This is a genomic window from Pseudomonas sp. RC4D1 (assembly GCF_018390395.1).
Taxonomy (GTDB): Bacteria; Pseudomonadota; Gammaproteobacteria; order Pseudomonadales; family Pseudomonadaceae; genus Aquipseudomonas; species Aquipseudomonas danubii.
The window spans coordinates 2926119-2948269 of the sequence record NZ_JAHBAW010000001.1; the positions used below are offsets into that span (position 1 = coordinate 2926119).

The following is a 22151-nucleotide window of genomic DNA, read 5'->3' on the forward strand; positions in this document are numbered from 1 at the left end:
TGCAAGCGCGGTGCCGTAGAGCCCTCACAGGCTCTGCTGCAGCGTGACTTACGGCTTGAGGCTTATGTCTTGAAGCTCCCCGGAGGGGCCCATGAGCTATGTGATCGACCGACGTCTCAATGGCAAGAACAAGAGCACGGTGAACCGCCAGCGGTTTCTGCGGCGCTACCGTGACCACATTAAAAAGGCCGTCGAAGAGGCCGTCAGCCGCCGCTCCATCACCGATATGGAGCATGGCGAACAAATCAGTATTCCCGGACGGGACATCGACGAACCGGTGCTGCACCACGGCCGTGGCGGCAAACAGACCGTGGTCCATCCCGGCAACAAGGAATTCACCGCAGGCGAACATATCGCCAGGCCTCAAGGCGGCGGTGGAGGCGGTGCTGGCCGCGGCAAGGCAGGCAATTCCGGCGAAGGCATGGATGAGTTCGTCTTCCAGATTACCCAGGAAGAATTCCTCGAGTTCATGTTCGAGGATTTGGAGCTGCCCAACCTGGTCAAACGCAACCTGACCGGGACCGACACCTTCAAGACCGTGCGTGCCGGGATCAGCAACGAAGGCAACCCATCGCGGATCAACATCATCCGCACCTTGCGCTCGGCCCACGCCCGACGCATTGCCTTGTCCGGCAGCAGCCGGGCCAAGCTGCGGGAGGCCAAGGAGGATCTGGAGCGACTGAAGCGGGAAGAACCGGACAACTTCGGCGATATCCAGGAACTGGAAGCTGAAATCGAACGCCTGAGTGCGCGGATTCACCGCGTGCCCTTTCTCGACACCTTCGACCTCAAATACAACCTGCTGGTGAAACAGCCCAACCCCAGCTCCAAGGCGGTGATGTTCTGCCTGATGGACGTATCCGGCTCCATGACCCAGGCGACCAAGGACATAGCCAAACGCTTCTTCATCCTTTTGTACCTGTTCCTCAAGCGCAACTACGACAAGATCGACGTGGTCTTCATCCGCCACCACACCAGCGCCCGGGAAGTGGATGAGGAAGAGTTCTTCTATTCCAGGGAAACCGGCGGGACCATTGTCTCCAGCGCGCTGAAGCTGATGCAGGAAATCATGGCCGAGCGCTACCCGAGCAACGAATGGAACATCTATGCCGCACAAGCCTCCGACGGCGACAACTGGAACGATGACTCGCCCATCTGCCGCGATATCCTGATCAACCAGATCATGCCTTTCGTGCAGTACTACACCTACGTGGAGATCACTCCACGTGAGCACCAGGCCCTGTGGTTCGAGTACGAACGTATCGCCGAAGCCTTCTCCGACACGTTCGCCCAGCAACAATTGGTTTCGGCCGGCGATATCTATCCGGTCTTCCGTGAACTCTTCCAGCGCAGGTTAGTGACATGACCGCCAGAGAGCAGAAGCGCCAACCCATCTCAACGGGCTCGGAATGGACCTTCGAGCTGATCCAGGCCTACGACCGCGAAATCAGCCGTATTGCGGCTCGCTATGCTCTGGATACCTATCCCAACCAGATCGAGGTGATCACCGCCGAGCAGATGATGGATGCCTATGCCTCGGTGGGCATGCCTTTGGGTTATCACCATTGGTCCTACGGCAAGCACTTTCTCAGTACCGAAAAGTCCTACAGCCGTGGTCAGATGGGACTGGCCTACGAGATTGTGATCAATTCAGACCCTTGCATCGCCTATCTGATGGAGGAGAACACCATCTGCATGCAGGCCCTGGTGGTGGCCCACGCCTGCTACGGCCACAACAGTTTCTTCAAGGGCAACTACCTGTTCCGCACCTGGACCGATGCCAGCTCGATCATCGATTATCTGGTGTTCGCCAAGCAGTACATCATGCAATGCGAGGAACGCCATGGCATCGATGCCGTGGAGGATCTGCTGGATTCCTGCCATGCCCTGATGAACTACGGCGTCGATCGCTACAAACGGCCTTACCCGATCTCCGCCGAGGAAGAACGGCGTCGGCAGAAGGACCGGGAAGAGCACCTGCAGAAACAGATCAACGACCTGTGGCGCACGATTCCCAAAGGCGCGGACAAATACAGCGACAAGGACAACGCGCGATTCCCCGCAGAGCCTCAGGAAAACATCCTGTATTTCATCGAAAAACATGCGCCATTGCTGGAGCCCTGGCAGCGAGAAATTGTCCGCATCGTGCGCAAGATCGCCCAGTACTTCTACCCGCAGCGCCAGACCCAGGTGATGAACGAAGGCTGGGCCACCTTCTGGCATTACACCCTGATGAATGACCTGTATGACGAAGGCCTGGTCACCGACGGCTTCATGATGGAATTCCTCGCCTCCCACACCAGCGTGGTTTATCAGCCGGGATTCGACAGCCCTTATTACAACGGTATCAACCCCTACGCTCTGGGTTTTGCCATGTACCGGGACATCCGCCGCATGTGCGAAGACCCCACCGAAGAAGATCGCCGCTGGTTCCCGGAACTGGCCGGCACCGACTGGCTGTCGAGCATCAAGTTCGCCATGAGCAGCTTCAAGGATGAGAGCTTCATCCTGCAGTATCTGTCGCCCAAGGTGATCCGCGACCTCAAGCTGTTCAGCATCATGGATGACGACCAGAAGGATGACCTGCTGGTACCAGCAATCCATGATGAAAGCGGCTATCGAATCATTCGGGAAACCCTGGCCGCGCAATACAACCTGGGCAACCGTGAACCCAACGTGCAGATCTGGAGCATCGACCGTCGTGGCGACCGCTCGCTGACCCTGCGCCATCAGCAACACGATCGCAAACCCTTGGGGGATTCCACCGAGGAGGTGCTCAAGCACCTGCACCGCCTCTGGGGCTTCGATATTCACTTGGAAACCCTGCAGGGCGATCAGGTGATAAAAACCCTTCACGTACCGCCGAGAAGCGATCACAACGAAAACGACTACGGACGACTGGACCTGGCAGTCATCCACCTCTGAGCCCAAGAACGAGCCTCCGTTAGCGCGGCACAAGGGTTATCCTGTCGCGCTAACGGAGGTTTTTTTATGCGGATTTATAAAGTCGGCGGTGCTGTACGCGATCGCTTGCTGGGCAGACCAGTCACCGACGTCGACTGGGTCGTGGTGGGCGCCAGTGCGCAAGACATGATCGCCAAGGGCTTTCGCCCGGTGGGCGCCGATTTTCCAGTGTTTTTGCACCCCAAGAGCGGCGAGGAATATGCCCTCGCTCGAACCGAGCGCAAGAGTGGACGGGGTTACGGCGGTTTCACTTTCCATGCCAGTCCGGAAGTCACCCTGGAGGAGGACCTGATTCGCCGCGACCTGACGATCAACGCCATGGCCGAAGATGATCAGGGTCTTGTGACTGATCCTTACAACGGTCAAAAGGATCTGGAAAACCGGCTGTTGCGCCATGTTTCACCGGCATTCGCCGAAGATCCCCTGCGAGTTCTGCGAGTGGCACGCTTTGCCGCGCGCTACGCCGACCTGGGCTTCAGCGTGGCCCCTGAGACACTTGAATTGATGCGCCAACTCAGCGAGTCAGGCGAGCTTCAAGCCCTGACGGCGGAACGCAGTTGGAAGGAGATGTCTCGCGCCTTGATGGAGGATCAGCCTCAGGTCTTTATCCAGGTATTGCGTGACTGCGGCGCCCTGGCCGTACTGATACCTGAGGTCGACGCACTATTCGGCGTTCCCCAGCCACCGACCCATCATCCGGAAATAGACACCGGCCTGCATAGCCTCAGCGTGTTGCAGCAAGCAGCGCTGCACCAGCAGCCCCTCTCGGTACGTTGGGCTTGCCTGCTCCACGACCTGGGCAAAGGCGTGACACCCGAGGAGGAGTGGCCACGCCACATTGGTCACGAGCACAAGGGACTTGAACTGATCAAGGCCGTCAATGAGCGCTTCAAGGCCCCACGGGAATGCCAGGAGCTGGCGCTGTTGGTGGGGCAGTATCACACCCACGCCCACAAGGCCCAGGAACTGAAGGCTTCGACACTGCTTGAGCTGCTGCAAAGCTTCGACGTCTTCCGCCGTCCGCAGCGCTTTGAAGAGTTCATTGCTGCTTGCGAAATGGACGCCCGTGGTCGCCTGGGACTGGAGTCGCGACCTTACCCCCAAGCAGATTACCTGCACGGCGCCGCCAACGCGGCGCGCTCAGTGGCGGTTCAACCTTTACTGGAGCAGGGCTTCAAAGGCCCGGAACTGGGTGAGGCGCTGAGGCTGGAGCGACTGAAGGCAATCAAGACCTACAAGGAACAGCACGCATCCTGAGAAACTGCTGACAAGGCTCCAGCCTTGTCAGCACAAGGAGAGCCCGAGGAGTTACAGGCCCGGAGGCGTCAGTTGCCTGCCCTGCCATTCGAAGGCCACGGGCGCTAGAACCTGATCGATCTGCGCCTCATCCCAAAGCATCCCCAGGCTCTTGCCGGCCAATGGGTGTAGCCGCTCCGGCGCCATCAGCGACAACGGCCAAAGCACAAAGGCATTCTTCAGGATTTCCGCACGGGGCAGGATCAAGCCATCGAAATTGCCAGTCAGGTCGCCGTACAGCAGCACATCGATATCCAGTGGCAAACCTTTGCGGTCCGGGGCATAACGACCGTTGTCCGCCTCGATGAACTTCAAACGCCGGTCCAGTTCAGTCAACGGCAAGTCGGTGTAACCCGACACCACCAGATTGAAGAACGGACCGCTCTTGATTCCCACCGGCTGGCTTTCAAACACTGCCGAGCAACGCATATCCACCAGGAAACCGGCCAAGGCATCGAGCCCGGCCCGCAGATGAGCTTCACGCTCGATATTGCTACCAAGCCCCAGAAACACCTGAGTCAGAGACATCCGCGCTCGATCTCCACACCCACGCCAGTGGCGGCCGGAACAGCGCCTGGCTTGGTCAGCTTCAAATGCAGCCAAGGAATGTGAAACTCGCTCATCAACACTTCGGCAAGACGCTCGGCAAAGGTTTCCACCAACTGGTACTGGGCCTGCTCGGCAAACGCCTGGATCCGCGCGGAAACACTGGCATAATCCAACGCCAGCGTCAGATCGTCCCCAGCAGCAGCCGGGCGATTATCCCAAGCAAAGCTCAGATCAAGACGCAGACACTGTCGGATGCCACGCTCCCAGTCGTAGGCTCCAATCACGGTGTCCACTTCCAGTCCTTCGATAAACACTCTGTCCAAGCACTCTTCTCCGCAGCACGACAAGGGCGCAATGCGCCGTTAGAATCAGGGCATCCTCGCCCGGAATAGTTAGCATGTTTTGGTTACTGGCGATTCTCGCCTACCTGCTTGGCTCTCTGTCCTTCGCCATTTTGCTCAGCCGCCTCACGGGCAACCCCGACCCGCGAATGAGTGGTTCGGGCAATGCCGGTGCCACCAACATGCTGCGCCTGGCCGGCAAAAAACTCGCTGTCCTAACCCTGCTGGGGGATCTGTGCAAAGGCCTGGTGCCTGTGCTGATCGCCCACCTTGCGGGGCTTTCGTTGCAGCAACAGGCGTGGATCGGACTCTACGCCGTAATCGGCCACCTGTTCCCACTGTACTTCCGCTTTCGCGGCGGCAAAGGCGTCGCCACTGCTGCCGGCATGTTGCTGGGGCTCTATCCCCCGGCGGCGCTCCTGGCCATCGCCGCCTGGGCGCTGACCTTCTACCTGACCCGCACCAGCTCACTGGCCGCCTTGATCGCCACCCCCCTGACCCTGCCGCTACTGGCCTGGCAGGAACCTGAGGCACTACTACCGATGAGCGTACTCACGCTACTGATCGTTTGGCGCCATCGCGGCAATCTACGCGACCTGTTTGCCGGGCGCGAACGGCATTTTTGAATCCGACAGATGAAAAGACTTCAGCTTGCGCGCCTCTCTCAGAGTGCTGACAGCTGCTCCATCGGCCAGCGTGCCTGCACACTGATCGCCAGGCTTTCCTGCTGTCCGGCCTGCAAACGCTGACAGCCGGCATAGGCGATCATCGCGCCGTTGTCGGTGCAGAACTCGGGGCGAGCGTAGAACACATTGCCGTTCATCTCGGCGAGCATGTTTTCCAGGGAGGCTCGCAGGGCCTTGTTGGCACTCACACCCCCGGCAATGACCACACGCTTGAGGCCTGTCTGCTTCAAGGCGCGCTTGCACTTGATGGTCAAAGTTTCCACCACCGCTTGCTGGAAGGCGAGAGAGATGTCGCAACGGGTTTGCTCACCGTCGTCTCCAGCACTGACGCACTGCTGCCAGGTGTTCAGGGCGAAGGTCTTCAAGCCGCTGAAGCTGAAGTCCAGGCCCGGACGATCGGTCATTGGCCGCGGGAAGACAAAACGCCCAGGGACGCCCTGTGTTGCCAGGCGGGCGATCTCGGGGCCGCCTGGATAATTCAGGCCGATCATCTTCGCGGTCTTGTCGAACGCTTCGCCTGCCGCATCGTCCAGGGTCTCGCCCAACAGCTGGTATTGGCCGATGCCATCAACCCGGACCAACTGGGTGTGGCCGCCCGACACCAACAAAGCGACGAACGGAAATTCCGGCGGATGCTCCTCGAGCATCGGCGCCAGCAGGTGACCTTCCATGTGATGCACGCCCAGGGCCGGAATCCCCCAGGCAAAGGCCAGCGCCTGGGCGCAGGAGGCACCTACCAACAAGGCGCCCACCAGACCGGGACCCGCAGTGTAGGCAATGGCATCGATCTCGGTGGAGACACAGTCAGCTTGCGCCAGGACCTGGCGAATCAGGGGCAGCATACGCTTGACGTGGTCACGAGAGGCCAGTTCCGGCACCACGCCACCGTAGACGCGATGCAGGTCGATCTGACTGAACAGCGCATCGGCCAGCAGGCCACGCTCACTGTCGTAAAGCGCGACGCCGGTTTCGTCGCAGGAGGTTTCTAATCCCAGTACTAGCATGGGTTTGCGCCTTGTAGAGGCTGAATTCGAAGGCGCGCATAATAGTCGCCACTCCCGCGCCCGGCCAGCGGTTTTCGATCAGAGGCTTTGCATTCCGAGCGTTGAGGGGTTAACATCCGCAACCCTTAAAAACCGACGACCTCAGCCGCGATTTTTGCGACGAGAACGTTGACCCCGGTAATGAATGAAGGTAGCTCTGGATGCCAGCCGTCAAAGTTAAAGAGAACGAACCCTTCGACGTAGCTCTGCGTCGTTTCAAGCGCTCCTGCGAAAAAGCCGGTGTTCTGGCTGAAGTTCGTAGCCGCGAATTTTACGAGAAGCCGACTTCCGAGCGTAAGCGCAAAGCAGCTGCTGCTGTTAAGCGTCACGCCAAGAAAGTTCAGCGCGAACAGCGCCGCGCCGTACGTCTGTACTAATACACAGACGTTCGCTGCAAGCTTCTGCCAAGCCCGGCCCTCAGCCGGGCTAATGGCATTTGCGGAATACGCTTGATGCTTCACCGTCAAAGCCGCCCATGCGACCCAGACGAATCTGCTTCACCACGTCAGACCTGGCTTCTTGCCAGCGGTGCACGTCTTTTCTGACGAGCCTTCCAAGGCTACTGACGAGCACACCCTTACTGATTCCTGCAGACGATCAGCCCAAGGCGCCCTTCTCCAGCGCCTGCTTGATGAGCTATCCGAGGCCCTCCAATGGCCACTGTCGGACTCAGCGCACTGCCTCAAATAGTCGAATACTGATTGCAATTAACGTCAGTGGACGTTCGGCAGATACACTTCCCGACTGCGATCAAGCCGAAAACCAGGTCGAGCAGCGCCCCCTTCAGGCCCCGCCTCACCTGATCTTTCGACAGCGTCGCCAGGGCTATTTTTCCCCGCAGTGATGACGAGAACGCAATGGCCGGGCTTATTCCCCAGAGCTTTATTGACGACCTTCTGAACCGCACCGACATCGTCGATGTAGTCAGCTCGCGCCTGCAGATCAAGAAAGCCGGCAAGAACTACACAGCCTGTTGCCCATTCCACAAGGAAAAGACCCCCTCCTTCAGCGTCAGCCCCGACAAGCAGTTCTATTACTGCTTCGGTTGCGGCGCAGGCGGCAATGCCCTCGGCTTCATCATGGACCACGACAATCTGGACTTTCCCCAGGCCGTCGAGGAACTGGCGAAAGCTGCCGGCATGGAGATCCCCCGCGAGGAAAGCAATCGTGGCCAGCGCAAACCCCGACAACCCACAGACTCACCGCTGTACCCGCTGCTCAGCGCCGCTGCCGACTACTATCGCCAGGCACTGAAAAGCCACCCGGCACGCAAGGCAGCAGTCGACTACCTCAAGGGGCGCGGCCTCACCGGCGAAATTGCCCGGGACTTCGGCCTGGGTTTTGCGCCGCCCGGCTGGGACAACCTGTTCAAGCACCTGAGCAGCGACACTCTGCAGCAGAAGGCCATGATCGATGCCGGGCTGCTGATTGAGAACGCCGAGACCGGCAAACGCTATGACCGCTTTCGCGATCGCGTGATGTTCCCGATCCGCGATACCCGCGGCCGGATCATTGCCTTCGGCGGCCGGGTTCTGGGGGACGACAAACCCAAATACCTGAACTCTCCGGAAACCCCGGTATTCCACAAGGGCCAAGAGCTTTACGGTCTGTTCGAAGCTCGCAAGAACAACCGCAACCTCGACGAGATCATCGTCGTCGAAGGCTATATGGACGTGATCGCCCTGGCCCAGCAAGGCCTGCGCAATGCCGTCGCGACTCTGGGCACCGCCACCAGCGAGGAACACCTCAAGCGCCTGTTCCGCATTGTGCCCAACGTATTGTTCTGCTTTGACGGCGACCAAGCCGGACGCAAAGCTGCCTGGCGCGCCCTCGAGGCCACCCTGCCCTGCCTGCAGGACGGGCGCCGCGCGCGCTTCCTGTTCCTGCCGGAAGGGGAAGACCCGGATACCCTGGTCCGCTCCGAAGGCACAGACGCCTTCCGCGCCCGCATCAACCAGCACGCCCAGCCGTTGGCGGACTATTTCTTTCAGCAACTGATCGACGAGGCCGACCCACGCTCACTGGAAGGCAAGGCTCATCTGGCGACCCTGGCAGCACCACTGATCGAGAAAATCCCAGGGGCCAACCTGCGCACCCTGATGCGCCAGCGCCTGACCGAAATCACCGGCCTGACCAATGAAACGGTGAATCAACTAGCCCACAGTGCCCCAGCGGAAGCCCCCCCAATCTATGACGCTGGCATCGACTACGACGCCATGCCGGATTATGCCGACTACCACGAGCCCCATCAGGAAGCGTACGCCCCTCAACAAGAGTGGACGCCGAAGAAAAGCGGCGGTGGCAAGAAATGGGAAAACAAGCCCTGGGACAAGAACGGCAAAGGCAAGCGCCAGGGCGATCGCGACCAGCCTCGCGGCCCTCGCATCCCGGCGGCGGTGGAGCCTCCTACGCTTGCAGCCTTGCGCACCCTGCTGCATCACCCGCAACTGGCAGAAAAAGTTGAAGATGCCGGACATTTTGCCGATGACGACAACACCAACACTCAGTTGCTGGTGGCCCTGATCGAAGCCGTACAGAAAAATCCTAAGCTACGCTCTATTCATCAGCTGATGGCGCGCTGGCACGGCACTCAACAGGGGCACCTGCTTACCGCACTGGCAGAAAAAGAGTGGTTGATCGACGGAGATAACCTTGAACAACAGTTTTTCGACACCATTAATAGCTTGTCCGCTCGCCAACGCGAGCGTGTTTTAGAACAACTTCTCAGGAAATCGCGCCAAAGCGAGCTCAGCAGCGAAGAGAAAATACAGCTGGTTGAGCTTCTAAAACGCAATGTTCCCGCATCAAACCCGACCTCAACTGGCGCGTGAGGTCATAGCTCGGGTATAATCCTCGGCTTGTTTTTTGCCCGCCAAGACCTTCAGTGGATAGGGTGTTATGTCCGGAAAAGCGCAACAGCAGTCTCGCCTCAAAGAGTTGATCAGCCGTGGACGTGAGCAGGGTTACCTGACTTACGCGGAGGTCAACGACCACCTGCCGGAGGATATTTCAGATCCGGAACAGGTGGAAGACATCATCCGCATGATCAACGACATGGGGATCAACGTATTCGAGAGTGCTCCGGATGCGGATGCCCTTTTGTTGGCCGAAGCCGACACCGACGAAGCAGCAGCTGAAGAAGCCGCCGCAGCGTTGGCGGCTGTGGAAACCGACATTGGTCGCACTACCGACCCAGTGCGCATGTACATGCGCGAAATGGGTACGGTAGAGCTGCTCACACGTGAAGGCGAAATCGAAATCGCCAAACGTATCGAAGAGGGCATCCGTGAAGTGATGGGCGCAATCGCGCACTTCCCTGGCACGGTTGATCACATCCTCTCCGAATACACTCGCGTCACCACCGAAGGTGGCCGCCTGTCTGACGTTCTCAGCGGGTACATCGACCCGGATGACGGTATTACGCCGCCTGCCGCCGAAGTACCGCCTCCTGTCGACACCAAAACCGCGAAAGCGGATGACGACAGCGATGACGAAGAAGCTGAAGCAACCGAAGACGAAGAAGAAGCCGAAAGCGGTCCGGATCCGGTCGTCGCTGCACAGCGCTTTGGCGCCGTCGCCGATCAGATGGAGATCACCCGCAAGGCGCTGAAGAAGCACGGCCGCGAGAACAAGCAAGCCATCGCCGAGATGTTGGCCCTGGCCGAACTGTTCATGCCGATCAAGCTGGTTCCGAAGCAATTCGAAGGCCTGGTTGAACGTGTACGCAGCGCCCTGGATCGTCTGCGTCAGCAAGAACGCGCCATCATGCAACTCTGCGTGCGTGATGCCCGCATGCCGCGGGCCGACTTCCTGCGCCAGTTCCCGGGCAACGAAGTGGATGAAAGCTGGACCGACGCCCTGGCCAAAGGCAAGAGCAAGTACGCCGAAGCCATTGCCCGTCTGCAGCCGGATATCATCCGTTGCCAGCAGAAGCTGACCGCGCTTGAAGTTGAAACCGGCTTGAAGATTGCCGAGATCAAGGACATCAACCGTCGCATGTCGATCGGTGAGGCCAAGGCCCGCCGCGCGAAGAAAGAGATGGTTGAAGCCAACTTGCGTCTGGTGATCTCCATCGCCAAGAAGTACACCAACCGTGGCCTGCAGTTCCTCGACCTGATCCAGGAAGGCAACATCGGCTTGATGAAAGCGGTAGACAAGTTCGAATACCGTCGCGGCTACAAGTTCTCGACCTATGCCACCTGGTGGATCCGTCAGGCGATCACTCGCTCGATTGCCGACCAGGCCCGCACCATTCGTATTCCGGTGCACATGATCGAGACGATCAACAAGCTCAACCGCATTTCCCGGCAGATGCTGCAGGAAATGGGTCGTGAACCGACCCCGGAAGAGCTGGGCGAACGCATGGAAATGCCTGAGGACAAGATCCGCAAGGTATTGAAGATCGCTAAAGAGCCGATCTCCATGGAAACCCCGATCGGTGATGACGAAGACTCCCATCTGGGCGACTTCATCGAAGACTCGACCATGCAGTCGCCAATCGATGTCGCCACCGTTGAGAGCCTGAAAGAAGCGACTCGCGAAGTACTCTCCGGCCTCACTGCCCGTGAAGCCAAGGTCCTGCGCATGCGCTTCGGCATCGACATGAATACCGACCACACCCTTGAGGAGGTTGGTAAACAGTTCGACGTGACCCGTGAACGGATTCGTCAGATCGAAGCCAAGGCGCTGCGCAAGCTGCGCCACCCGACGCGAAGCGAGCATCTGCGCTCCTTCCTCGACGAGTAAGCCCAAAACCCCCAGCCCAGCTGGGGGTTTTGCTTTTTGCAGATCCTCCCTCCCCCACCCCCATAGCCCGTCTACACTCGAAACATTCCCCGTGCCATAACGAGACGGTTATGCCCAGACTGTCGGCCATGCTTCTGCTGGCGCTACTTACCTGGACCGCAACGGCTGGCGCGCTGACTCTCACCGATGAAGAACGTGGCTGGCTCAAGGCCCACCCGCAACTGCGCCTGGGTATAGATGCCTCCTGGCCGCCCTTTGAGTATCGGGATGAAGAGGGCCGCTACCAGGGCCTGGCAGCGGACTACATCCAGCTGATCCAGGAACGCCTGTCAATCACCCTGACGCCCGTCGAACCGGCCAGTTGGACCGCCGTGCTCGAAGATGCCAAGCAAGGCAAGCTGGACCTGCTGCCCGGCATCATGTCGACCCCGGAACGCCAGAGTTACATGGCCTTCACCCGCCCCTATCTCGACTTCCCCATTGTTATCCTGGCCCATGCAGGTGGCGCACAACCGCGCAACCTCAAGGATCTCTACGGCATCAAGGTCGCGGTGGTGGAGAACTACGCCCCCCACGAGTTGCTGCGCACCCAACACCCGGACCTGAACCTGGTGGCCCTGCCCAATATCAGCTCGGCCCTGCAGGCCCTGGCCACCGACGAGGTGGACGCCGTAGTGGGCGATCTGGCCTCCAGTGTCTGGAGCCTGCGCCAGCTCAAGCTCGAGGGCCTGTACGTCAGCGGCGAAACCCCTTATCGCTACCAGTTGGCCATGGGCGTCCCACGGGACAGCAAGATCCTGGCGGGCATACTCGACAAGGTCCTGGCGGACCTCAGTGCCGAGGAAATCAGCGCGATTCAACAACATTGGGTCGGCAGCGTCCTCGACCATCGGACGTTCTGGTCGGATGTCCTGATGTACGGCCTGCCCGGCCTCCTGCTGTTGGTCACAGTGCTGGCGGTGGTGATCCGCATCAACCGTCGCCTGAGCTCGGAGATCTCCCGCAGGGTGGCTCTGGAACAAGAGTTGCGCCGCAGTGAATACCATTACCGCAGCCTGGTGGAGAGCCTCTCGGCCATCGCCTGGGAAGCGCGTGTCAGCGACTTCACTTACAGCTATGTCTCCCCCCATGCCGAAGCCCTGCTGGGCTATCCCCTATCCCACTGGCTGATCCCGGGGTTCTGGCGCAACATCATCCACCCCGCCGACCTGACTCGCGCCCAGGCCTTCTGCGACCACGAAGTACAGGCCGGACGCGACCACAGCCTCGACTATCGAGTGATCACCGCCGACGGCCGATGCCTCTGGGTGCGCGATATCGTCAGCCTGATCGAACACGGCCATGAGCCGGTGATGCGCGGCCTGATGATCGACATCAGCGAGACCAAGCACACTGAAGAGGCCCTGCGCCTTTCCGAGCAGAAGTTCGCCTCGGTGTTCCAGCAGTGCCCGGACATCCTGGTCATCGCGCGCCTGTCCGACGGCTGCCTGCTGGAGGTCAACAAGGCCTTCGAGGAGCAGATCGGCCTGAGCGCCGAAACCGTAATTGGCCAGACCGCCACCGAACTCAATATCTGGGGCATCCCGGGGGTCGGCCCGAGCCTCTTGCAGCGCTTGCAGGCCGGTAGCATCCGCAACCTGGAAATGCCCTTCCGCCGCCACAATGGCCAAGTCTTCACCGGCCTGATCTCCGCCGAACCCTTCGACCTCGACACCACCCCGGCGCTGGTGGTGGTAGTGCGCGACATCAGCCAGCTCAAGGAAACCCAGCAACAGTTGCAGATCTCAGAGGAGAAGTTCGCCAAAGCCTTCCACGCTTCGCCAGATGGGCTGTTGCTGACCCGGCAACGGGATGGACTGCTGATCGAGGTCAACGAGGGCTTTAGCCGCATCACCGGCTTCAACAGTGCCATGTCCCTGGATCGTTCGACTCTGGACCTGGGAATCTGGGTCAACCTCAACGAGCGCAAGCAGCTGCTCGACCTGCTGCAGCGGGACGGTTTTGTCCGTGACTTCAGCTGCCATATCCGACGCAACGATGGCCAGATCCGTCTCTGTGAACTGTCGAGCCGACCGCTGCCCATTGGCGACGACGACTGCATGCTGACCATTGCCCGGGATATCACCGACCGCCAGTTGATGCAGGAAAAACTGCAGCAGGCCGCCACGGTGTTTGAGAGCACCGCCGAAGGCGTAATGATCACCGATACCCAGCAGCGCATCAGCGCCGTCAATCGTGCCTTCAGCGAGATCACCGGTTACAGCGAAAGTGAAACCCTGGGACACACACCGCGCCTGTTGGCGTCCGGCCTGCATGACAGCGCCTTCTATGCGGCGATGTGGCACCAACTGACCCTGGAAGGCCACTGGCAGGGCGAGATCTCCAACCGTCGCAAGAACGGCGAGCTCTACCCCAACTGGCTGACGATCAACGCAGTGCGCAACAAGGATCGGCAGATCACCCATTTCGTTGCGGTGTTCGCCGACATCTCCAGCCTCAAGCATGCCCAGGCACGCCTCGACTACCAGGCCCACCACGATCCCCTCACCGGACTGCCGAACCGCACCTTGTTCGAAAGCCGCTTACTGACCGCGCTCAACAGCCAAGAGGAAAACGGCAGCCAGGGCGCCGTGCTGTTTCTCGACCTGGATCGCTTCAAGCACATCAACGACAGCCTTGGGCACCCGGTGGGCGACCTGCTGCTCAAAGGCATCGCGGTACGTCTGAAGGAGCAGTTGCGAGACATCGACACAGTCGCCCGCCTGGGTGGGGACGAATTCATCATCTTGCTTCCGGGCCTGCACCAGGCCAGCGACGCCGACCATATCGCCACCAAGCTGCTGAACTGCTTCACCGCCCCCTTCCAGGCCGGCGAGCACGAGTTCTTCATCAGCGCCAGCATCGGCACCAGCCTGTACCCCAAGGATGGTTGCGACGTTGCCACGCTGATCAAGAACGCCGACGCCGCCATGTATCGCTCCAAGGCCAAGGGGCGCAACCGGGTCGAGCGCTACACCCGCGACCTGACCGCCCAGGCCAGCGAACGTGTTGCCCTGGAGCACGAACTGCGGCGGGCCATCGAACGTGGAGAGCTGTCTCTTTATTTCCAACCCAAGATCAGCCTCAGCAGCCACGAACTGGTGGGGGCCGAAGCGCTGATTCGCTGGCACCACCCCAACTTCGGCGACGTCCCCCCCGAGCATTTCATTCCATTGGCGGAAGAGAACGGCATGATCCTGCTGATCGGGGACTGGGTTCTGGAACGGGCCTGCCAGCAACTCCATACCTGGAGTCAGCGCTATGAGAATTTCGGGCCACTGTCAGTGAATCTGGCAGGTGCCCAGTTGCGCCAACCCAACCTGCTGGGCCGCATCGAACAACTGCTGCGCGACTATGACCTGCCGCCTGGGTTGCTGCAGTTGGAAATCACCGAGAACTTCATCATGAGCCAGGCTGAAGAAGCCCTGGAGGTACTGCATCAGCTCAAACGTCTGGGAATGCAACTGGCCATCGACGACTTCGGCACCGGCTACTCGTCCTTGAGCTATCTCAAGCGCCTGCCTCTGGACTTTCTCAAGATCGACCAATCATTCGTCCGCGGCTTGCCGGACGACCCCCACGATGTGGCGATAGTCCGCGCCATCATCGCCCTGGGCCGCAGCATGCAATTCACGGTCATTGCCGAAGGTGTTGAAAACCAGGCCCAGCAGACCTTCCTCACTCTCGAAGGCTGCGAGCAGATCCAGGGCTACATCGTCAGCCTGCCCCTGGAAGCCGATGAGTTCTGCGCAACCTTCCTGCAGATCCGGGTTTCCGACTTTTCGGATAGCACAGCCGAGAAACCATCGTTATAATCCGCCGCCTACTGAGGGCCTATAGCTCAGTTGGTTAGAGCAGAGGACTCATAATCCTTTGGTCCACGGTTCAAGTCCGTGTGGGCCCACCAACTTGAAAGCCGCGCATTGCGCGGCTTTCGTCTTTCTGGAGCCTTAAGAAAGCGCCTCTCCAATTCGTTCTACGTCCACATTCTGTCCACACTGACCGAGTTAACGCATGATCGGATGGGTGTACTTCCTGGAGATCCAACCCTCCACCCCCTCATCGCCGACTACGGATACATACAGCCAATCTCTGTTACTGCTATCCAGCACCTCAAGTAGGGCCCTGTCTGCAAGGTTCACGTTAACCAACGGAGACTTCATATTCGGCTCTGTCCGCAGCCGCACCCCCTCCCCCTTTACAGAACGATAACCGCTCAAGAACTCCACAGGCACATCGCAAACAGCAGCCCTAACGGCTCTCGCAACTTGGTTAGATGTCATGGTAGGAAGCAGTTTAGGCTGTATAGAACAAAGATCTTCTCGGACTCCATTCATGGCAGCCAGATAAAGAACAATCATTTTTAGAACATTAATAACAGCATGAAAGTGAAATTTCTGAGCTTTCGAAAATGAGTCAACTGTTTCACCACTTTCCAAACGCCCAACTATCTGCTGCTCAAGATCTAACTCCGCTTCGGTGACAACTCTAGCATCACCAGACAAACTAATAGAGACAGTCGCAACACCGCCCCCATCTATCAACTCTCCGAGATCAGGGCCGCGTCCAGAAACCAAATATTCCAAAAGAGGAGAGCGCAAAACACCTTCGGTCGTTCTGCCAAACTCTCCAAGAATCTTTTGGAACTGAGGCGATCCCGCTACCGTTTCTATATTCCGGAGAACTGTCTGAAACCCTGCAACAACTTCAGGCTTAAGTACTGCTTTGAACGTCAAATCTAACACTTGAAAAACAGAGTTTAATTTTTTGACAACATCGGGCGCTATCAACTGACGAATGAGCTGACGTTGAAGCTCACCGTCTTCCCACATTGCCTTGCGCTGATCTAAAACCGTCCCTCCTGAATCATTCGCCTGCGCCATATATGTATTCCTATTAAGTGTTGTTAACCCTAGATAGCGGATTTAAATTAACTACATCAGCTAAATGACCCGGACTGAAGTGAGCATACTTTTGGGTCATGGTCAAAGTTGCGTGCCCAAGAACTCGCTGCAACGTCAGAATGTCGCCACCGTTCATCATGTAATGGCTTGCGAAGGTATGACGTAGAACGTGAGTAAGCTGTCCATCTGGAAGCTCCAGCCCGATCTCCTTTACCACCTCCCCAAACTTCGAATAGCTCGGTTTGAACGGCAAAGCAGCGGATAAGCGCTGTTCCAGGTCACCGGAGATCGGCACAGTTCGGTTCTTACTAGATTTCGTCTTGCTGTAATGGATCAGACCATTGCGCACTTGTCGGGGCTTCAAAGACTCAGCCTCCCCCCAACGGGCACCAGTCGATAAGCAAACCTCAGCAATAAGTCGGACATGCGCCGTTTCGTCACCCAAGCCGCGCAGTAACCCAGGGATCTGCTCAGCCACCAGGTAGGCCATCTCGGCCTCATCAAATTTCAGCTTGCGGATCTTCGCTAGCGGGTTTGCCCCGCTCCATTCGCCCAGGCGTTCTAGCTCGTTGAACACTGCCCGCAGATAGGCCAGTTCATGGTTCAACATGTTGGCACTGATAGGCTTGGGCTTCTCATCCGTCTTGCTTCTACCACGCCCGAGACTCGTCCGAGTGTGCTTACCCTCGGCCCGTTCGGCACGGTAGTTTGCGAAGTGAGTCGCCGTGAACTTATGCGCCCGAGGATCACCCATTCGCTGAGCCATCACCTGCAACAGAGACAGGCGCTGTTCGCCCGTCTTTAGGTTCTGGCCATGGAGCCGGTACCAAAGATCGATCAACTCGCTCAGGCGTCGCTCGTCCAATTTCGGCGCCTTCTCAAACTCACCCTTAGACCCGTCGCCCATAATGCGACGCTCGAGATGCAAAGCCTCATTCTTCGACTGTACTAAGCGCCGTATACGTGGCCCTGCTCTTCCCTCTGGCCGACAGTCAACAAGCCACTGCCCATCCTCCTGCTTCTTGATAGACATGGCGTTATACAGCGCTCACCTGGCCACATGCGGGCGCAGTTTCGTCTGCCATCAGCCAAAGCACATATTTTTTAAATCGTTGATGTCGTGTGATCTTCAGCAACGCCACCGAACTCACTTCAATTCTCAATGCAAGCTCGTATTTTTTGTAGCTGCTCAGGCTAATTCCCGTTGCCTCGCACAGCTCCGCCTGCGTCAGGCCTTCCTTTAGCCGGATCGCCTTCAATTTCTCCGCCAACTCCATCGCCTGATTCCTTCTCTTGACACGGTTCCGTATGGGTACTTATATTGGTTCCGTATGGGTACTTATGGCCCATATATCCACAAATATCAGTAATCGAGGTTATCAGAATGCAGGTCGTCATCGACACGCCATACATGACCATTTCGGAGTTCACTCGGCGTTCCGGACAATCGACGAGCGCCGTTGAAAATGAAATCAAAGCAGGCAAATACATCATTCGCCCGAAGAAAGAGGGATCGAAGGGAGCAGTACTGCTAAACATGGTCCACATGACCATGGAAGCCGCTAAGCAGGCGGAGCGCGTGTTGAGCGTATCTGTCAGCTCCCAGCGCTAAGGGGCGGTGATGAACGTAAGAACACGCATCACCCAGGCCCAGTTCGACGAGATCTATCAGCTCGATGTCATCAGAGCCTTGGAGAACGATAGAGAACTGGACTTCAAGGACATTGGCGACAAGTACCTGCAGAAGGGCACCTGCCCCAAGTGTGGCCGACAAGAGCTCTTCATCAGTAGAGCAATGCCATATCGCCTCAAGTGCAGCCGCGACATCAAATGTCAGTTCGAACAGAACACCCGTGATCGTTATAGCGAGCTGTTCGAAAGCCTGAGCGAGCGTTTCCCGGCCACAGAAACGAGCCCTAACGCTACAGCTGACGCTTACCTGCAGCGCAACCGCGGCTTCGACGTTGCCAAGCTGTCCGGCTGGTACACCCAGGGCCGCCGGAAGATGGAGTCCGGCGACTGGGCTGACACTGTACGTTTTCCGCTCGGCGACGGTTACTGGGAACGAATCATCGACGAACGCATGGTTGCGGCAAACAAAGGCAAGAAGGCAGGCATCAAGTACAAGATGACCTACCAAAACAACGGCTGGGCGCCACCTGGTCAGGCCATCGCAAAGGGCGATCGGGTCTATGTTGTAGAAGGGATCTTCCACGCCATCGCTTTACACCTGGCTGGATACAAGGCCGTTGCATCCATCAGCTGCGTGAACTTTCCTTGGGAGATTGTCGAAGCCCACAAGGAGCAATCGGTGACGTGGGTCATTGGCCTGGATGATGACAAGGCCGGCCATAAATACATCCCCAAGTACCTCAAAATGCTGCGCGGTATGGGGGAGATTGGCTGGGTAGCGCTCGCTGGCCAGCGTGACTGGGATGACGTGTACCGGGATGGCGAACTGAACAATAAATTCATGGAGGATGCTTGCTATCGCGGCCAACTGTTTACCGCTGAGAACACAAACAAGCTCGCCTACTTGTTGTACCTGCGGCGTCCTGCTGGCTTTTACCTACTGGAGTTCCGAAACCAGCTCTATTCGGCCCGCGTAAACCAGGGTGACCTGAGCAAAGACCTAGGCGAAGACAAGGTGGACGGCAACCGCGAGATCTTCGCACGGCATGTGAAGATCGCGCAGATCTCCAACTGCATCCCCAGCCTGGACTACTTGGAGAAGGACATCATCACCGGCGAGCAGCGCTATTACTTCGACTTCCAGTTTCCCGACCAGAGCCGGAGCGTCCAGGCACCGCTGCCATCGAGCGCAATTGCTGAGCCCAGGGGGTTTGTCCGGGCCATGCTCGACTTCACACCCGGAGGAAACTTTGAGGGCGGCGCTCGAGAACTCGCCATGCTCAAGGCCAAATGGCTGAACGATGTAAAGCGGCCAGTACGTACTGTGCGCAGCCTTCCTTTTATTGGCTACGACGAGGACTCCGGTACCTACTGCTATCCCCAGTTCGGCTTTCATGAGGGCAGAGAGCTACCGGTAAACAGCCACGGCTTTATCGAGGTCAAGGGGGCGGGTGTGAAGACCGCCCTGGTGAACACCAAGTTCGAACGCGGTACTGATTTCGATGGTTATTGGTTCCCCGACTTTCTGGCGGTTCACAGCCTCAATGGTCTGGCCGCATTGTCCTGGTGGACAGCCTCGCTATTCGTCCAGCAGATCGGCAGCCAGCAGGCGTCGTTTCCCTTCCTGGAACTGACGGGCGAGCCAGGGGCGGGTAAGTCAACACTGCTGCGTTTCCTATGGCGCCTGATCGGCCGCGACAATATGGAGGGCATCAAGCCCAGTGGCACCGGTGCAAGCGCCGTGGGCCTATCACGCGCCTTTTCCGAGGTCAGCAATCTACCGGTGGTCCTAATCGAGTCAGACCGTACTTACAACGACGCCCAGGGCCGCACAGTCACCGTGCAATTTGCCTGGGACGAAGTTAAGCCGATGTTCGATTATCACGCCCCTCTGCGTGTGACCGGCGCCAAGACGACGGGCAATGAAACACGGATCAGCATCTGGCGCGGCGCCTTGGCCATCTCTCAGAACGAGAGCGTGGATGGGTCCGAGGCCATCCTTTCACGGATCGTGCACTTGCACTGCACCAAGGATCACCACTCGCTGGCACTCAAGCCAATGGCCGACAGGTTGAAATCCATGAAGGCCAAAGAGCTGGGCGGCTATCTACGTCGTGTCTTGGCATTTGAAAAGCAGTGGCTGGAGCGCTACTTCGAAGCGTTCACACGTTACGAGCAGCGCCTGCAGTCCATCAGTGCCCTGACCGAGGCACGGATAGTTCTGTGTCACGCCCAAGTGCTTGCTGCCGCCTACGCGACCCAGGCGCTGTTCCCCAGTTGGACCGACAGAGACACCGAAAGCTTGGCTGGCCACCTGGAGGCGCGAGCGATTGCCAGGCAACAACGTTGCCGATCGGAGCACCCAACCGCTGCCCAGTTCTGGCAGATCTATCACTACCTGAACGAGCGGGTGGTGACGATCACTGATTCAGACGGAACACGAGAGGAAACTCACGAAACCCTGAACCACAGCAACGATCGGCAGTTGATCGCCATCAACATCCAGCACTTCCAGCAGACGTGCCGTCAGGCCGGCCAGGAGGTGATCTCAGAGGCAATGCTGCGTCGGGCGCTGCCCCAAAGCACCACTCACACCTTCATTGAGACTCGTAAAGTCCGGTCGCCACTGGAGAAGCGTTCTATCTGGTGCTGGATTTTCAAGAAGCGGGGGAACGCCTGATGAAACGTATGGCCTGCAGTGCGAGGGGTGTCCTGTCGAGTGAAAAGGGCATGGCCTGTGCAGAAGCTAGAACGGTCCGGAATATCTGGAACATTCAATTAGATATAAAAAATATTCAATTATTTCAGATGGTTAATCAGCATTTTGTGTTCCGTCCTTACTGGTACAAACCGGATCGCTCTGGAACAAATATGTTCCGGCAGGTTCCGCCGCTGTTCCAACCGGTGGCACATCCAGAACAGGGCTACAGGCAGCATTCCACGGGGCTTTCAGCTGTTTTCCTCAACGTTGTGTTCCGAAACGTTCCGGTAGAGCTGGAACACTGCCCTGTCGCTGGAGGCCACGAACGGCGCGGTGTCCAGGTATCCGATGGTTCGCTGTTCCGGTTGTTCCGGGACGTTCACAGCTCTGAGCATGTTTTCAACATTGGAGAACCGAAAATGACCGCTCTCAATGCCCCAGCTCGCGCCGAAATGTCTGCCCAATCCCTGGACTTTGCCCATTGCTGGCAAAAGGCCGTCGAGCTGGTCGGCCTGTCGTCCTCGGTCCCCGTGATCACCACCATGAGAGAGCTGAGCATTGCAGGGGTGGGGTTATCGCCGCTTCTCAAGCGCCTGCATTCCCTGGACGCCCCGCGCCGTGCGCTCCTGCTGACCATGGCCTGCATGGCCAACCCGAAGCGCGCCGACTGGCTCCAGGGCGAAGTGGGTTTGCACTTCGGACAACTGACAGCTGCAGACCTGGGCACTGAAGTATTCCAGGTGCTGGTGGGATTGCTGGCGTCCTTCCCCTTTACCAACAGGGCCTGCGAGTGCCCCAGCGACTGGAGCGAGCTTGAACAACTCTTTCTGAACAACAACCTGGAGCAGCACCATGGATAAAACCGAACAGGACGAGCTGATACGCCATCGGCGCCTTGAAGCGTTTCGAGACTTTGCCCGCGGCCGCATCAATCTTGATCTGCTGCAGAACGATGGTGAGCGCTTCACGCACTCCACCGTCCAACTGATCTTTGAGGCATTCCTGGCAGAGGCGGCAGGTGCGCAGGTGATCGGCCAACAGCTTTACGCCGGTATCAAAGAGGGCAGCAGATACCACTCCCAAATCGAGTTCGGTAAGTCCTGCGGTTGGCCGCACCCGTTCCCAATCAAGTTGGAACCGTGCCCCGACGGGTATGTGGTGAAGGGCGGTGTTGGTGGCAGGTATCGGATGGAAGACGTGGAGCTTTACGTGCTTCAGCACGGCTCCAAAGTGCGTGTGGCCTGAATAGG

General features: G+C 58.3%; 18 protein-coding genes and 1 tRNA gene. 13 read left to right on the plus strand and 6 right to left on the minus strand.

Going from position 1 to position 22151, the window contains the following annotated elements; genetic code table 11:
* Positions 1-91 precede the first annotated feature (91 nt).
* From KHO49_RS13550 to KHO49_RS13560, 3 genes are all read left to right on the plus strand, one after another.
* On the plus strand, positions 92-1366 hold the full coding sequence (locus tag KHO49_RS13550) for a YeaH/YhbH family protein (protein ID WP_102861925.1): 1275 nt from the start codon (positions 92-94) through the stop codon (positions 1364-1366).
* On the plus strand, positions 1363-2925 hold the full coding sequence (locus KHO49_RS13555; protein WP_102861926.1) for a SpoVR family protein: 1563 nt from the start codon (positions 1363-1365) through the stop codon (positions 2923-2925). The genes KHO49_RS13550 and KHO49_RS13555 overlap by 4 nt, the downstream gene beginning before the upstream one ends.
* 66 nt (positions 2926-2991) lie before the next feature.
* On the plus strand, positions 2992-4221 hold the full coding sequence (locus KHO49_RS13560) for a multifunctional CCA addition/repair protein (protein WP_213665124.1): 1230 nt from the start codon (positions 2992-2994) through the stop codon (positions 4219-4221).
* Positions 4222-4272: 51 nt separating this feature from the next.
* Here KHO49_RS13560 and folK read toward each other — a convergent pair whose 3' ends face one another.
* Both folK and folB read right to left on the minus strand, forming a co-directional pair.
* Entirely contained in the window at positions 4273-4788 is a 516-nt protein-coding gene (gene folK, locus KHO49_RS13565) for a 2-amino-4-hydroxy-6-hydroxymethyldihydropteridine diphosphokinase (protein WP_102861928.1), read from the minus strand.
* Complete coding sequence (gene folB / locus KHO49_RS13570; RefSeq protein ID WP_102861929.1) at positions 4779-5132, minus strand: dihydroneopterin aldolase; 354 nt, start codon at positions 5130-5132, stop codon at positions 4779-4781. The genes folK and folB overlap by 10 nt, the downstream gene beginning before the upstream one ends.
* A gap of 74 nt (positions 5133-5206) precedes the next feature.
* Here folB and plsY point away from each other — a divergent pair, with 74 nt between their 5' ends.
* Positions 5207-5776 (plus strand): glycerol-3-phosphate 1-O-acyltransferase PlsY, encoded by a 570-nt coding sequence (gene plsY / locus KHO49_RS13575; RefSeq protein WP_102861930.1) that lies wholly within the window; start codon positions 5207-5209, stop codon positions 5774-5776.
* A gap of 38 nt (positions 5777-5814) precedes the next feature.
* Here the strand turns inward: plsY and tsaD are convergent, their stop codons facing one another.
* Positions 5815-6840 carry a tRNA (adenosine(37)-N6)-threonylcarbamoyltransferase complex transferase subunit TsaD gene (tsaD, locus tag KHO49_RS13580; protein ID WP_102861931.1) on the minus strand — a complete coding sequence of 342 codons (1026 nt, stop codon included), beginning with the start codon at positions 6838-6840 and terminating at the stop codon, positions 5815-5817.
* Between the two features lie 200 nt (positions 6841-7040).
* Between tsaD and rpsU the strand changes: the two genes are divergently transcribed.
* The 5 genes from rpsU (at position 7041) to KHO49_RS13605 (ending at position 15571) form a co-directional block, all read left to right on the plus strand.
* Complete coding sequence (gene rpsU / locus KHO49_RS13585; protein ID WP_002551877.1) at positions 7041-7256, plus strand: 30S ribosomal protein S21; 216 nt, start codon at positions 7041-7043, stop codon at positions 7254-7256.
* 480 nt (positions 7257-7736) lie between these two features.
* Positions 7737-9710: a DNA primase gene (gene dnaG, locus KHO49_RS13590; protein WP_110594482.1), complete on the plus strand. Its 1974-nt coding sequence runs from the start codon at positions 7737-7739 to the stop codon at positions 9708-9710.
* 67 nt (positions 9711-9777) lie between these two features.
* Complete coding sequence (rpoD, locus tag KHO49_RS13595) at positions 9778-11625, plus strand: RNA polymerase sigma factor RpoD (protein WP_102861933.1); 1848 nt, start codon at positions 9778-9780, stop codon at positions 11623-11625.
* 110 nt (positions 11626-11735) lie between these two features.
* Positions 11736-15479 carry a bifunctional diguanylate cyclase/phosphodiesterase gene (locus KHO49_RS13600; protein WP_213665125.1) on the plus strand — a complete coding sequence of 1248 codons (3744 nt, stop codon included), beginning with the start codon at positions 11736-11738 and terminating at the stop codon, positions 15477-15479.
* A 15-nt stretch (positions 15480-15494) separates the two neighbouring features.
* Positions 15495-15571 (plus strand) — tRNA-Ile (locus KHO49_RS13605).
* Positions 15572-15671: 100 nt separating this feature from the next.
* On the opposite strand, the gene KHO49_RS13610 is transcribed toward KHO49_RS13605, so the two are convergent.
* From KHO49_RS13610 to KHO49_RS13620, 3 genes are read right to left on the minus strand one after another with little or no spacing between them, the layout of a single operon-like run.
* Entirely contained in the window at positions 15672-16547 is an 876-nt protein-coding gene (locus KHO49_RS13610) for an SH3 domain-containing protein (RefSeq protein ID WP_213665126.1), read from the minus strand.
* 13 nt (positions 16548-16560) lie between these two features.
* Positions 16561-17601 carry a phage integrase gene (locus KHO49_RS13615; RefSeq protein ID WP_213665127.1) on the minus strand — a complete coding sequence of 347 codons (1041 nt, stop codon included), beginning with the start codon at positions 17599-17601 and terminating at the stop codon, positions 16561-16563.
* A gap of 4 nt (positions 17602-17605) precedes the next feature.
* Positions 17606-17845, minus strand: a complete 240-nt coding sequence (locus KHO49_RS13620) for a helix-turn-helix domain-containing protein (protein ID WP_213665128.1) — start codon at positions 17843-17845, stop codon at positions 17606-17608.
* A gap of 107 nt (positions 17846-17952) precedes the next feature.
* On the opposite strand from KHO49_RS13620, the gene KHO49_RS13625 reads away from it, so the two are divergent.
* The 4 genes from KHO49_RS13625 to KHO49_RS13640 are packed head-to-tail and all read left to right on the plus strand — an operon-like array spanning position 17953 to position 22146.
* Positions 17953-18180 carry a hypothetical protein gene (locus KHO49_RS13625; protein ID WP_213665129.1) on the plus strand — a complete coding sequence of 76 codons (228 nt, stop codon included), beginning with the start codon at positions 17953-17955 and terminating at the stop codon, positions 18178-18180.
* A 9-nt stretch (positions 18181-18189) separates the two neighbouring features.
* A complete protein-coding gene (locus KHO49_RS13630; protein WP_213665130.1) occupies positions 18190-20880 on the plus strand; it encodes a toprim domain-containing protein in 2691 nt (896 codons plus the stop codon).
* A complete protein-coding gene (locus tag KHO49_RS13635; protein ID WP_213665131.1) occupies positions 20880-21761 on the plus strand; it encodes a hypothetical protein in 882 nt (293 codons plus the stop codon). Before KHO49_RS13630 ends, KHO49_RS13635 begins: the two co-directional genes overlap by 1 nt.
* A complete protein-coding gene (locus tag KHO49_RS13640) occupies positions 21754-22146 on the plus strand; it encodes a hypothetical protein (protein ID WP_213665132.1) in 393 nt (130 codons plus the stop codon). Before KHO49_RS13635 ends, KHO49_RS13640 begins: the two co-directional genes overlap by 8 nt.
* Positions 22147-22151: the final 5 nt, after the last annotated feature.

Coding starts and splice junctions, on each gene's coding strand:
- KHO49_RS13550 (WP_102861925.1), top strand. CDS start 92: ATGAGCTATGTGATCGACCGACGTCTCAATGGCAAGAACAAGAGCACG.
- KHO49_RS13555 (WP_102861926.1), top strand. CDS start 1,363: ATGACCGCCAGAGAGCAGAAGCGCCAACCCATCTCAACGGGCTCGGAA.
- KHO49_RS13560 (WP_213665124.1), top strand. CDS start 2,992: ATGCGGATTTATAAAGTCGGCGGTGCTGTACGCGATCGCTTGCTGGGC.
- folK (WP_102861928.1), bottom strand. CDS start 4,788: ATGTCTCTGACTCAGGTGTTTCTGGGGCTTGGTAGCAATATCGAGCGT.
- plsY (WP_102861930.1), top strand. CDS start 5,207: ATGTTTTGGTTACTGGCGATTCTCGCCTACCTGCTTGGCTCTCTGTCC.
- tsaD (WP_102861931.1), bottom strand. CDS start 6,840: ATGCTAGTACTGGGATTAGAAACCTCCTGCGACGAAACCGGCGTCGCG.
- rpsU (WP_002551877.1), top strand. CDS start 7,041: ATGCCAGCCGTCAAAGTTAAAGAGAACGAACCCTTCGACGTAGCTCTG.
- dnaG (WP_110594482.1), top strand. CDS start 7,737: ATGGCCGGGCTTATTCCCCAGAGCTTTATTGACGACCTTCTGAACCGC.
- rpoD (WP_102861933.1), top strand. CDS start 9,778: ATGTCCGGAAAAGCGCAACAGCAGTCTCGCCTCAAAGAGTTGATCAGC.
- KHO49_RS13600 (WP_213665125.1), top strand. CDS start 11,736: ATGCCCAGACTGTCGGCCATGCTTCTGCTGGCGCTACTTACCTGGACC.
- KHO49_RS13610 (WP_213665126.1), bottom strand. CDS start 16,547: ATGGCGCAGGCGAATGATTCAGGAGGGACGGTTTTAGATCAGCGCAAG.
- KHO49_RS13615 (WP_213665127.1), bottom strand. CDS start 17,601: ATGTCTATCAAGAAGCAGGAGGATGGGCAGTGGCTTGTTGACTGTCGG.
- KHO49_RS13620 (WP_213665128.1), bottom strand. CDS start 17,845: ATGGAGTTGGCGGAGAAATTGAAGGCGATCCGGCTAAAGGAAGGCCTG.
- KHO49_RS13625 (WP_213665129.1), top strand. CDS start 17,953: ATGCAGGTCGTCATCGACACGCCATACATGACCATTTCGGAGTTCACT.
- KHO49_RS13630 (WP_213665130.1), top strand. CDS start 18,190: ATGAACGTAAGAACACGCATCACCCAGGCCCAGTTCGACGAGATCTAT.
- KHO49_RS13635 (WP_213665131.1), top strand. CDS start 20,880: ATGAAACGTATGGCCTGCAGTGCGAGGGGTGTCCTGTCGAGTGAAAAG.
- KHO49_RS13640 (WP_213665132.1), top strand. CDS start 21,754: ATGGATAAAACCGAACAGGACGAGCTGATACGCCATCGGCGCCTTGAA.